This is a genomic window from Cellulomonas sp. Root137, from assembly GCF_001426725.1.
In the GTDB taxonomy this organism is placed as follows: Bacteria; Actinomycetota; Actinomycetes; order Actinomycetales; family Cellulomonadaceae; genus Cellulomonas.
The window spans coordinates 407,275-418,895 of the sequence record NZ_LMFG01000001.1 but is presented as its reverse complement, the minus strand read 5'-3'; the positions used below and the strand labels follow the sequence as shown (position 1 = coordinate 418,895).

General features: G+C 71.8%; 14 protein-coding genes and 1 tRNA gene. 8 read left to right on the top strand and 7 right to left on the bottom strand.

Annotated elements, in window-relative coordinates; all coding sequences use genetic code 11:
• The first annotated feature begins 14 nt into the window (after positions 1–14).
• The 4 genes from ASD18_RS01955 (at position 15) to ASD18_RS01940 (ending at position 3,526) form a co-directional block, all read left to right on the top strand.
• The gene (locus ASD18_RS01955) at positions 15–1,040 is read left to right on the top strand and encodes an SRPBCC family protein (RefSeq protein WP_156387850.1); all 1,026 of its coding nucleotides are present in this window, start codon (positions 15–17) and stop codon (positions 1,038–1,040) included.
• Between the two features lie 194 nt (positions 1,041–1,234).
• Complete coding sequence (locus tag ASD18_RS01950) at positions 1,235–2,710, top strand: DHA2 family efflux MFS transporter permease subunit (protein WP_056085956.1); 1,476 nt, start codon at positions 1,235–1,237, stop codon at positions 2,708–2,710.
• 64 nt (positions 2,711–2,774) lie between these two features.
• A complete protein-coding gene (locus ASD18_RS01945) occupies positions 2,775–3,101 on the top strand; it encodes a hypothetical protein (RefSeq protein ID WP_056085955.1) in 327 nt (108 codons plus the stop codon).
• Between the two features lie 47 nt (positions 3,102–3,148).
• Positions 3,149–3,526 (top strand): SseB family protein, encoded by a 378-nt coding sequence (locus ASD18_RS01940; protein WP_056085954.1) that lies wholly within the window; start codon positions 3,149–3,151, stop codon positions 3,524–3,526.
• Here ASD18_RS01940 and ASD18_RS01935 read toward each other — a convergent pair whose 3' ends face one another.
• The 4 genes from ASD18_RS01935 to ASD18_RS01920 form a co-directional block, all read right to left on the bottom strand.
• Entirely contained in the window at positions 3,527–4,141 is a 615-nt protein-coding gene (locus ASD18_RS01935; protein ID WP_156387849.1) for a hypothetical protein, read from the bottom strand.
• 198 nt (positions 4,142–4,339) lie between these two features.
• Complete coding sequence (locus tag ASD18_RS01930) at positions 4,340–5,068, bottom strand: GNAT family N-acetyltransferase (protein ID WP_200938425.1); 729 nt, start codon at positions 5,066–5,068, stop codon at positions 4,340–4,342.
• Positions 5,065–5,883: an LLM class flavin-dependent oxidoreductase gene (locus ASD18_RS01925; protein ID WP_056085952.1), complete on the bottom strand. Its 819-nt coding sequence runs from the start codon at positions 5,881–5,883 to the stop codon at positions 5,065–5,067. The genes ASD18_RS01930 and ASD18_RS01925 overlap by 4 nt, the downstream gene beginning before the upstream one ends.
• A gap of 10 nt (positions 5,884–5,893) precedes the next feature.
• Positions 5,894–6,823 (bottom strand): NAD-dependent epimerase/dehydratase family protein, encoded by a 930-nt coding sequence (locus tag ASD18_RS01920; RefSeq protein WP_056085951.1) that lies wholly within the window; start codon positions 6,821–6,823, stop codon positions 5,894–5,896.
• A 111-nt stretch (positions 6,824–6,934) separates the two neighbouring features.
• Here ASD18_RS01920 and ASD18_RS01915 point away from each other — a divergent pair, with 111 nt between their 5' ends.
• The 4 genes from ASD18_RS01915 (at position 6,935) to ASD18_RS21415 (ending at position 9,230) form a co-directional block, all read left to right on the top strand.
• Positions 6,935–7,669 carry a TetR-like C-terminal domain-containing protein gene (locus ASD18_RS01915; RefSeq protein WP_056085950.1) on the top strand — a complete coding sequence of 245 codons (735 nt, stop codon included), beginning with the start codon at positions 6,935–6,937 and terminating at the stop codon, positions 7,667–7,669.
• A gap of 128 nt (positions 7,670–7,797) precedes the next feature.
• A tRNA-Arg gene (locus tag ASD18_RS01910) sits at positions 7,798–7,874 on the top strand.
• A gap of 15 nt (positions 7,875–7,889) precedes the next feature.
• A complete protein-coding gene (locus ASD18_RS01905) occupies positions 7,890–8,336 on the top strand; it encodes an HNH endonuclease (RefSeq protein ID WP_056085949.1) in 447 nt (148 codons plus the stop codon).
• Between the two features lie 150 nt (positions 8,337–8,486).
• Positions 8,487–9,230, top strand: coding sequence for an RDD family protein (locus ASD18_RS21415; RefSeq protein ID WP_056085948.1), 744 nt, complete (start codon positions 8,487–8,489; stop codon positions 9,228–9,230).
• Position 9,231: 1 nt separating this feature from the next.
• Here ASD18_RS21415 and ASD18_RS01895 read toward each other — a convergent pair whose 3' ends face one another.
• The 3 genes from ASD18_RS01895 to ASD18_RS01885 form a co-directional block, all read right to left on the bottom strand.
• Positions 9,232–10,146, bottom strand: coding sequence for a 1,4-beta-xylanase (locus ASD18_RS01895; protein ID WP_200938561.1), 915 nt, complete (start codon positions 10,144–10,146; stop codon positions 9,232–9,234).
• Positions 10,147–10,226: 80 nt separating this feature from the next.
• Positions 10,227–10,646, bottom strand: a complete 420-nt coding sequence (locus tag ASD18_RS01890; protein WP_056085947.1) for a glyoxalase/bleomycin resistance/dioxygenase family protein — start codon at positions 10,644–10,646, stop codon at positions 10,227–10,229.
• Between the two features lie 35 nt (positions 10,647–10,681).
• Positions 10,682–11,593: a hypothetical protein gene (locus ASD18_RS01885; protein ID WP_056085946.1), complete on the bottom strand. Its 912-nt coding sequence runs from the start codon at positions 11,591–11,593 to the stop codon at positions 10,682–10,684.
• Between the last annotated feature and the right edge of the window lie 28 nt (positions 11,594–11,621).

Genomic DNA, 11,621 nt, shown 5'->3' with positions numbered 1-11,621 from the left:
TCTGGGGACGGTACGTGCGGAGTGTTGCGGGGGGGTTTCGGAGGGCGCACGGCATCAAGGTCGACGATGCCGAACCCGAAGACCGAGGACGGAGGTGCTCGATGGGACGTACCTGGTGGCAACGGCGTGGACGCGGGACAGGGGCGATGGTGGTGGATCGCCGCGCGCTGATCTCGGCACCCGCGTCCGAGGTGTGGGAGTTGGTCAGCGATGCCGCGCTGTTCGCACGCACCGCGGCCGCCGAGCACCTCTGGACCTTCGTCGTCCCGGGAACACCGGCCGGGTTCGTCGGCGAACGACGAGTCACCCTCGCCCGCGCCGACGACGACCGGATCAGCGCGACCCTCGTCGAGCGCGTCGACATGGAGGCCGGTCGCAGTGTGGTCAGCCGGAACCTGACCAACGGCATCGAGATGACCTCGATCATCGAGCCTCTGGGCCCCAGCAGCTGTGAGCTGACCTATCGAGTTCGCGCGACCGTACCGAAGGACGAGCTCGAAGCCCATGTGTCGCTCGCGAGCGCCAGCCTCGACGCGCGACTCGAGAGGATGTCGGCACATGTTGCAGGCGTGCCCGCACGGTCGGAGCATCCGGCCCGGCGCGACCACGACCACGTCCAGCAGGCCGCCGGCCGGGCGGTCGCCGTCGGGACGGTTGCCGCACCGCCGGCTGAGGTGTGGCCCGCCGTCCGCACCACCGGAGTCGACCTGCTCGACGCCACCGGGCAGGGCGCAGCGAGCGTCGTCGCACTCCCTGACACCCCGGTGGGAGAGGTCGGCGAACAGATCTGCATCGTGGCGTCGGACCCTCCGTTCGTGCAGGTGCTCGAGGTCGTCGCCCAGGATGTCGGCCGATCCGTGACCGTCCGGTACTTGACCGCGCCGACCCGGGTGGATCGGACCGTCACGCTCGCCCCGAGCAGCGCGGGTACAGACGTCACTGTGTCCATCGACTTCGTTGCACCGGCGGCCGAGATTCACGAGCACGAAGCGCGGATGCGCGTCGTGGCCGAGACCTTCCTACGGTGCTTCCAGTCGTGATCATTCGCAGTCGTGGGAGTGGAGTCTCGCCGAGACGCTCCGCGGGAGGGTCCATCCCTTCGGAGCAGGTCTCGTGGCGCATCTGGCCGGTCGTCCGCGGCGCCTCAGCCTGCGTTGCGCCGTGAGCCCCGCCGGGGGAGGGTGGTGAGTGACGCTCATGTGACGCGTCGTCCATCCGCACAAGGGATTCGCAGATGACGGACGCGACGGCGGCCCGAACGTTTCAGCCCCCCGCCGTCCCCCGCTCCGCGTGGAACGCACTCATCGTCCTCATGGCCGGCATGTTCATGGCCCTGCTGGACACCACGATCGTCAACGTCGCGCTCCCCACGATCCGCCTGAGCCTGGATGCGTCGGAAGCCACCCTCAGCTGGATCATCAGCGGCTACGCCCTCGCGTTCGGCATCGCGCTGATCCCCGCGGGCCGGATCGGTGACCGGGTCGGGCACAAGTGGGTCTTCTTCACCGGCCTGCTGCTGTTCACGGTCGCGAGCGCGTTCTGCGGGTTCGCGCAGGACAGCCTCCAGCTGATCGTCGCGCGGGCGGTGCAGGGGCTCGCCGGGGGCATCTTCGTGCCGGGTGTCACGGCGATGATCCAGCTGCTGTTCCCCCCGCAGGTGCGCGGCAAGGCGTTCGCGATCATGGGGTCAGTCATCGGGGTGTCGACGGCGCTGGGGCCGATCCTCGGTGGGCTGATCATCGAGGCGTTCGGCGACGAGAACGGCTGGCGGCTCGTGTTCTGGGTCAACCTGCCGATCGGTGTCATCGCCCTCATCGCCGCGGCGAAGATCCTGCCGGCGGGCGCGGAGGGCAAGCAGAAGCCCGGGTACGACTTCGTCGGTCTGGCGCTGGTCACCGCGGGACTGATCGCGCTGCTGGTGCCGCTGATCGAGGGGCAGGACAAGGGCTGGCCGGCGTGGACGTTCGTCACGCTGGCGGCCGGGGTGCTGCTGATCGTGGCGTTCGCGTTCTGGGAGAAGCACATCGAGGACGACAACCCGATGGTGCCGCCGCACCTGTTCTCGCACCCGGCGTTCACCGGCGGGACGATCCTCGCGCTCGTCTACTTCGCGGCGTTCACGTCCATCTTCTTCACCATCTCGCTGCTGTGGCAGGCGGGGCTCGGGCACACCGCGCTGGAGTCCGGGCTCGTGGCGGTGCCGTTCGCCATCGGGTCGATCATCGGGGCGTCGCAGAGCAACCGGCTGGCGCAGCGGCTCGGGCGGACCGTGCTGATCGTCGGCACCGCCATGGTCGCGGTCGGCCTGATCTGGGTGTGGCTGGTGCTGCGCACGGAGCCGGCGGCCGACCTCACGCACTGGGAGCTCCTTGCGCCCCTGCTCCTCGGCGGCATCGGCAGCGGGCTGTTCATCGCACCCAACGCCCAGTTCATCGTCGCGACCGTGGACCGCTCGGAGGCCGGGGCCGCCAGCGGCGTGATCGGCGTGATGCAGCGGGTCGGATCGGCCATCGGCATCGCCGTCATCGGGAGCGTCCTGTTCGGCACCCTGCACATCACCAGCAACGACCCGGCGCAGATCGCGCAGGCGTTCACCGACAGCGCGGCCCACGCCATGGCGGTGAGCGCCGCGCTCGCGGTCGTCGCGTTCGCGCTGGTGTTCGTGCTGCCGCGCAAGGTCGACGCTCACGGCGGACCGCCCCCGGGCTGAGTCGTCACCGAGCCGTCGACCGGAGGCCACCTGGCCGCCACGTCACCGCGCTGGAATAGGTGCCATGGCCATCGCGCTCGAGGTCCCTCGTCTGTACTCCGCGGCCGACGACCACCAGCCGGACGTCGGCTCGACGGTCTGGGCGGTCGCACACCCGATCGGGGAGGTCCCCGACGGCCCAGACACGCGTTGGGCGCTCGTCATGGGCGAGGTGATGGGGGTGCGGCTGGACACGCCGGGCTGGCCGAACGGGCAGGTGTGGTCCACGCAGGAGCTGTGCCGGGAGCTCGCGTGGTCGCGGCACGTCGTCGGACGCCGGCACCACACGGGCTTCGACGTCCTGCGGCTCGAGGTGGTCACGCCGAGCCTGTTCCGGCTCGCGACCGGCTGATCCGCAGGTAGCGTGACCCTCGCCCGCAACGACGAGGGAGCACCACGATGAAGGACTTCGACCAGGCGCTGCGCACCGCGGCCCCCGGGACGATCGACGGCGCCAAGCTGCTCACGCGGTTCGCCTACGAGCAGCTGGCCGTGCCGAGCGGCGCACCGGTCGGGGAGCACCTCGAGGGGTTCATCCCGGCGATCGTGCACCGCGACGGAGCGCACCACCTGGTGGCGTTCTCGTCGGTGCAGCGGTTCCACGACGAAGGTCGCCTCGGCGGTGAGGCCGTGGCGATGCCGGTGCGCGAGGTCCTGCTGCGGATGCCCGCGGACGTGGGCATCGTGATCAACCCGGGCAGCTCGCAGGGGTTCGAGCTGGGACCGGACGTCGTCGCCACGCTGCGCGAGGAGCTGGCGCGGCCGCACGACGAGTGATCAGGCGGGGACGGGCACCTTCACGCTGGTGAGGAACGCGGCCGCCTGGGTGAGGTCGTCGAACTCGTCCTCGACCAGGTCCACCAGCAGGTCGTTGCTCCACAGGATCAGCCGCCCGAGGGTGAACTGCTCCTTGGCCACCTCGGGGAGCGTCAGCCCGTAGACGCGCTGCGCGATCTCCCGCTTGCCGCCGCGCGCGCCGCCGTACGTCGAGATCGGCAGGTAGGCGTCGGGCGACATGGCGACGAGCACGCGGGTCAGCGCCGGCTCCTTGAAGCCCGTCATCCCCAGACCGCCCTGGCCCAGGATCAGTCGCGTGAGCCGGTCGGGCAGCGGGACCGTCGTGGGCCCGTAGAGCAGGTAGCGGATGGTGTTGCGGGTGCGGGCCGACGCCTCACGCTCGCCCATCGACTTCCACGCCCGGTTGAACGACGCGGTGGTCGCGTTGGTGGCGCCGGGGGTCTCGTTGACGAACGACAGGAGGTCGCGGGGGTCGCAGTCAGCGACCTCGTCGCGGCTGAACACCTGCTGGTAGTGGGACCAGTCGAACCCGCGCTCGGTGGGTGCCGCCGCCGCGGCGAGCGACTGGACCTGCTCCAGACGGGCCGGGTCCACCGCGGAACGGTCCGGGAACCGGGCCTGCAGGTCGGCCGACGAGGCCGGGAGGGCGGCCTGCGCCTTCGACTCCCCACGGGTCCACTGGTGCGCGCACGCGGTGCATCGGATGATGCGGCGATCGTCCGCCAACCGTTCGACGAGTTCGAGCTCTCCGGACGTACAGACCGGGCATGTCAGCATGGTGCTCCTTCGTCTCTACAGAGAGTGTGACGCACCGGGAGACCGTCCGGCGCCGATCGGCAGGTGCAGCCACCACGTGATGCCCGTCCCGATGCGCTCCAGACCGCACTTCTCGTAGAGCCGGACGCCTGCCGGCGTGGAGTTGAGGACGATCGTCCGTGCCCCGGCACCGGCCGCAGCGGAGCACACCGCCTGCATCAGGCCGGTGCCCAGACCTCGTCGCTGGAACTGCTGCCAGACGTCGACGTCGAACACCCCCGCGAGGTCACCGACCCGGTGCGACCACGCCCGACCGGCGAACCGGCCCTCCTCGTAGGCGGCGGCGTACCAGGCCCGAGCGGGACGGAGCCGCGCCATCGCGAGCTCGGCCGCGTAGCCGGCGTGCATCCCGCGGTAGTCGCTGGTCGTCTCCTGCAGCTCGACGCGGGCGTCCGCCGGGATGCGTCCGAGGTCCGCCGGCCCGGCCATCCACCACGGCTCCCAGCCCCGCTCGAACCCGGCGGCCGCGAGTGGGGCCGGGTCGACGTCGAGCCCGAGCCACGCGCCGACGGACGCGGCTCCCCGGGCCCGCACCCGTTCCACGCCGCGAGCCAGTGCCGCCGGGTCGATGACCTGGGGGAACAGGAGGTCGCCGTTCGCCCAGACCAGCCCGTCGTCCTCCCACGCCTCACCGCCGAGCGTCCGCGCGCGCAGCTGGAACCAGCTGAGCTGGACGCGCTCGCAGTCGGCGACGGTCACCGTCACACGGGGCCTCGTCGGATCCGCGCGAGCAGGCCGTCCGGGGTGACGGTGTCGAAGTTCCAGTTGGAGTCGATCCACCAGGTGACGCCGGCCTCCTCGAGTGCGGCGATCTTGTCCGCGGCCTCGGCGGGGTCGGTCGGGAGGACGCCCTCGACCACCAGCTCGTACGGCTCACCGCCGCGCTGCTCGCTCACCCATGCCGACACCTCGCGGAGCTGGTCCGGCGTCAGGGGGTCGAACCCGTCCTCCCGCCGGATCGGCAGCACCCCGTCCCGACCGGCCGCCCGGCGCATCGACCGCGGTGCGAACCACGCGCCGATCACCCACACCGGGATGGTCCCGCGCACCGGCCTGGGCTGGAACTCGAAGTCGGTGAGCTGGTAGTGGGTGCCCTCGTGGCTGAACTTCTCGCCGGTCCAGGCGAGGTCAAGGATCGCCAGGGACTCGTCGAGAAGCGCTGCTCGTTCCTTCACGTCGACGTGCTCGCCGGACACCCGGCTGTACGCGCCGTCGTCGATGGCGCCGAGTCCGACGGGGAGCACCAGGCGGCCGCCGGACAGGTGGTCGAGCGTGAGCGCCTGCCGGGCCACCTCCCACGGTTTCCGGCGCGGCAGCGAGAACACCATCGCGCCGAGCGTGACGCGGCTGGTGCGCACCGCGGCCGCGCCGAGCAGGGTCCACGGGTCGAACGTGTCCATCGGGCCGATGGCGATGCCGTCCCACGCGAAGAAGCCGTCCCAGCCGGCCTCCTCGGCGGCGACCGCCATCTCGATGTTCTGGGCAGCAGATCCGCACGTCGCGGTGACACCGAACTTCATGAACCGGACGCTACGCCCGACCTCCGACAACCGTCCGGCCGAGCGTCTCGGCGATCGCCACGTCCCACGGCGTCGCGACGAGCCCCAGCACGCGCGACGACGCCGTTGTGTCCATGACGTAGGGCTGCGTGAAGTGGTCCGACACGGCGGCGACCTCCCGCAGCAGCGGCGACACGCGGCCCAGAGCGCGGACGACGGCCGCCGGGATCGGGCGGATCCGCGGTGCCGGGCCGCCGGCCGCGAACCGCTCGCCGAGCTCGCGGAGCGTCAACGCCTCCGCCGTCGGCACGTGCCACCCGTGTCCCCACGCGGCGGGGGTGGCGCCCGCAGCTGCCAGCGCGCGGGCGAAGTCGGGCAGGTAGGTCCAGCTGTGCGGCTGGTCGACGGCGACCACCGGACGCACCACCTTGCCGGCCAGGAGGGGACCGACGAACCGTGGCCCGGCCATCGCCTGGGAGTCCGCGAGCGGGCCGAGGTAGTCGGCCCCGCGCACCTCGGTGACCCGCAGGTCGCCCGCGCTGTGCCGGGCCTCGGCGTCGCGCCACATCTGCGCGCGGACGGCGCCCTTGGAGTCCGTGGCGTCGAGCGGTGAGTCCTCGGTCATCACGGCGCCGTGGGTGGCGTACCCGTACAGGTTGCCGGCGGTCACGAGCACCGCTCCGGTCCGAGAGGCAGCGTCGAGCAGGGAGGCCCACAGCGGCGGCCAGTCCGTGGGCCAGCGGTGATAGGCGGGCGAGGCGCAGTTGTAGAGGACCTCGGCGCCGCGGGTTGCCGCCGTCAGGGCGTCGACGTCGGTCGCGTCGAGGGCCGCGTGCGAGATGCGGCCGTCGGAGGCTCCGCCCGACCGGCTGAGCACCAGGACGTCGACTCCGTCGGCGGCAAGAAGGTGGGCCAGCGTGGTGCCGACAGCACCCTTGCCGACGATGACGTGGCGGCTCATGGTGAGGTCTCCCGAGATCGAGTGAGAGCAGTGCTCTGTGATGTGAGCAATGCTCGCACACGGTGTCGACGAGAACAAGAGCAGTGCTCGCAGTTCTGGCACACTGACGCCATGACCGAGCCGGCGACCGCCCCCCTGCGCGCACGCGAACGGGCGCGGGCCGAGCTCATGTCCGAGCTGCTCGCCGCAGCACGCGCCCGCCTCGAGGCCGAGGGGTCCGCGGCGTTGAGCCTGCGGGCGGTCGCGCGGGACCTCGGCATGGCGTCGTCGGCGGTCTACCGGTACGTGCCCTCCCGCGACGCCCTGCTGACGCTGCTGATCATCGAGGCGTACGACGCGGTCGGGCAGGTCGCCGAGCAGGCCGCCGCCGACGCCCGCGAGCTCGGTCCTGCTCAGGCCTGGCTGGCGGTCGCGCGGGCGGTGCGGCGGTGGGCGCTCGACCAGCCGTACTCGTTCGAGCTCATCTACGGCACGCCGGTGCGCGGCTACCGGGCCCCCGACGACACCGTGCAGTCCGCCCTGCGGCTGTGGCAGGTCATCATCGGGCTGCTCATGGAGGCTGGCGGCGACGGCATCCTCGACCCGGCCGGACCTGACTTCGATCCGGCGGGCCGGATGGCGCCCGAGGCCTACGCCTCCGCGGGCTTCACCGACCCGAGCACGGTGCCCGACGACGTGGCTCGGACGGCGATCCGGTCGGCGACCCTCTTCACGTCCCTCGTCGGCGCGATCTCCGTGGAGCTCTTCGGTCATCTGCACCGGGTCGCCGAGGACTACGCGCGCTTCTTCGACGTCACCATCGCCACGGCCGCCGCGGGCGTCGGGCTGCGGATCTCCCTCGACTGAGCAGGAATTCACTGGCCCGATCGTGGCTCCGGCGCGCACCCTGGTCGCCGCGGGCGCAGGTCGCCGGCGGGTCGATGAGCCCCGCCCCGGGAGGTTCGACTCCTCCGCTCGCGACCACACACTGATCCGCCCCGCTAGCTCAACAGGACAGAGTGCCGGCCTACGACGCCGGAGGCTGCTGGTTCGACTCCAGCGTGGGGCACCACCGAGAGGAACGACGATGGCGGGAGTACTCGTCCTCAACGCGGGCTACGAGCCGCTGCACCGCGTCTCCCTCGCGCACGCCGTCCGCATGCTGCACCGCCGCGTCGCCGTCGTCGAGGAGGCCGTCGACGGTCGCACGTTCGGCCCGTACCCGCTGCCCGCCGTGCTCCGCCTGGTCCGCTACGTGCAGATGCGCTGGCGGCACCGGGGCGGGGTGCCGACGTGGTCCCGGGCGGGGATGCTCGCGCGCGACGGGCACGTCTGCGCGTACTGCGGCACGGGCGGTGCGCTGACCGTCGACCACGTGCTGCCCCGCAGCCGTGGAGGCGCCAGCTCGTGGCTCAACACAGTCGCCGCCTGCGCGGCCTGCAACCACCGCAAGCGCGACCGCACGCCCGCCGAGGCGGGGATGCGGCTGCGGGTCGAACCGCGCGTGCCGTCGCACCTGGAGCTGCTCGCGTAGCGGCCGAGGGTGCGCCGGCCGCTACGGCAACCCGGTGATGCTGCGCAGATCGTCGGTCACGGTGCTCAACCGATACGTCCCAGGTGTCGATGGGGGAGCAGCGCCGTCGTCGACACCCGCGGACGGCACCCGTCGTCGTACAGGAGAACCGTGAGCACCCAGGACCCGTTCCAGCCGCCGAGCACCGGCTGGAACCAGCCCGCCGCCGACCCGTACGCGGCGCCGTCGCCGTACGGGCAGCCCGCGCCCGCGTACGGCGCTCCCGCGCCCGCCTACGGGTCCCCGGGACCCGCGTACGGCGCCCCGGCGCCCACCTATGGCGAGCCGGCGCCCGCCTACGGTGCTCCTGCGTACGGTGCACCGGCCTACAGCTCCGCTCCCGTGTACGGAGCACCGGCCTACGGCCAGCCCGCCTACGGCTACCCCGGCGCGGGGTTCGGGTTCGGGTTCCAGCCGTCCTACGCCACCTGGATCATGCGGGTCGGCGCCTACCTGCTCGACTCGCTCGCCTTCGTGCCGTACCTGCTGGGCCTGCTCGTGATGACGGTGACCTCCGTGCCGGGGTACGACAACTACGGCAACCCGACCAGCGAGCCCACCGCGACCGGCGCGCTCACCCTCGGCATCCTTGCCGTGATCTCCGTCGGGCTGTGGGTGTGGAACCGGTGGGTCCGCGGCGGGCGCACCGGGCAGTCCTGGGGCAAGAAGGCCCTCGGGATCACGCTGCAGCGCGACGTGACCGGCGAGCCCCTCGGCGTCTGGATGGCGTTCGTGCGCGACGTCGCGCACTACGTGGACGGCTTCGTGCTCTACCTGGGCTACCTGTGGCCGCTCTGGGACGGCAAGCGGCAGACGTTCTCGGACAAGCTGACGAAGTCGGTCGTCGTCCGCTGACCTACCTGGACCGGGTGTACGCGGCGCGGACGACGCTCTCGGCGGCCTTGCCGAACATGCAGTAGTCGTCGTTCGCCGCCGCGTCCGCCTCGTCGTACAGCCGGGCCGGCCAGTCCCAGAGCATGAAGCCGCGGACCCAGTCGCGGCGCGAGCACGCCCCGAACGCCGCCTCGTACCAGTCGACCTGCGCCTGCTCCGACGGCGCCCCCGGCAAGGCCCAGTCGTTGGGCAGCGCGGGGGAGCCGACGCGGCTGGGGCAACCGGCCTCCATGAAGAAGAACGGCTTGCCGTGCGCGGCGACCACCGGCTCGATGCGGTCGAGCTGGTTCTCCCAGTCGTCCACCGGGTAGTAGCCGGAGGACGAGATGACGTCGACCGCGTCCCACCAGCCGACGTGGTCCTCCTGGTACTTGTCGCAGTTGTAGGTGACCAGGCCGGGGTAGACCGCGCGGACCTCGGCGATCAGCGCACGCCACTCGGCCTCGCGGCGGTCGGTCTGCACCATCTCGCAGCCGATGCAGAGCATCTCGGCGCCCTCCTCGGCGGCGATCCGCGCGTGGTGGACGATGAACTCGGTATAGCTGGCGAACCACTCGGACCACGTCGGCTCCGGGGGGACGTCGATGTCGAAGAAGTTGATGTGGGCGCGCCACGTCCCGTTCCGGACGTTCACGACCGGCTTCAGGCAGACCTTCAGCCCGCGCGCCTTGGCCGCCCGGACGGCCCACCGGACCTCGTCGTCCGTCACCGTCGGCTGGTCGCGGAAGTGGATCTGCGTCGACTGCGCGGTGTCCTGCAGGGCGCCGAACGTGATCGCCGTCCAGGTCACCCCGAGCCGGTCGACCATGAGGTCCAGGGACCGCTCGGCCTCCGGCCCGCCCCACGTGCCCCGCACACCGGTCCAGCCCCACGTCATGCCCGCCACGTACCCGAGGTCATCTCCGTTGATCACGGAGGCAGCCTACCGACTTTCTTCGGCGAATGAACAAAGAAGTGTCAGGCGCCGGGGTGCATCCAGGGCGTGAACGTCACCCCGACCAGCAGGCCCTCGGGACTGAGCAGGCGCGCGGTCGTCTGACCCCAGGGCTCCTCGGTGGCACCCTTGAGCAGCCGGTGACCCTTCGCCGCCAGCTCCGCGACTGCCTCGGAGACGGCGCCCACGGAGGCGACGTCGAACTCGATCCACGCCTGGGGCGTCGGCACGTCCCCGGGCCAGTCCGGCGCGCCGAACGTCGACTGCGCCGCCTGCGCGAGCGGCCAGAGGGCGAACGCCTTGACGCCCTCGAGGTCGTCGCTGGTGAGGTACCCGGGCGCGGGCGCCTCGAGGGCGATGCCGAGGCCGTCGCCCCAGAACGAGCGGGCGGCGTCCGCGTCCCGCGTGATCGGGCCGAAGCCCGCGACGAACGAGATCTCCATGTCCGCCGACGCTAGTCCCGGCGACCGACAGCCGCTCAGGCCTGGTAGACGACCGTCGTGTCGACCGTCATCTGGCTGATCGCGCCACCGAGGCGAGCCTCGAGGCCGAACTGGTCGCCCGGTCGGAGCTGGTACGGGGTGCGGTCGTCGCGCTCGCGGACGTCGACGACGAGCGCCACCTCGACGGTCACCGCCAACGCGTACCGCTTGCCGCCCTCGACGAGGAACCGCGTGCCGAACGTCGAGTCCGAGAGGGTCACAGGGTGGGACAGGGCCGCCATGCTGCCCTCGCCGTGGAACGGGTCGCTGTAGACGTTGTGCCGCAGGAACGGGTTCAGCTTGTCCCACGCCCCGGTGACCGGGTTGATCTCCCACCCCTGCAGGAAGACGTCCGCGAACGCCGCGACATGCGCGTACCCGGCGGTCCTGTCACGCGACAGCACGGTCACGGTGTCGATCCCCAGCGCCGTGATCGATCCGCCGAACCGCACCTCGGACAGCCGCGCGGTGGGCCGATAGTCGATGCCGATGCCCGCCCAGGCCTGGAAGGTGCCCTTGGTCGACGTCGGGCTGATGACCGCGGCGAGGTTCCCCGTCGCCTTGTCCGCGAACGAGCCGGGGGAGGGACCCGTGGCGCCGGTCCACGCGAACGCGTAGCGGTTGCCGGCGGGCGGCTGCGTCACCCAGTAGGTGTGCCCGTCGGCGGAGCCCGGGATGTAGAGCCGGGACGGCCAGGCGAGCGTGTAGATCGGTCGGTCCAGGAAGCGGTCGGTGTACCGCACCGTGAAGTCCCGCAGGGTCTGCAGGCTCGCCTCGTCGGGCTGGAGCGTCACGGCGTCGAAGACCCGTTCCTGCTGGATCCGGTCGAGCCCGGCCTGGTCGATCACCTCCGGGTGGCCGATGGGCCCTGCTGCCGCTGCGTCGTCCGAGTACGTCGTCGTGCTCATCGTCGAGCCTCCCCCTGAGTTGTCCGGA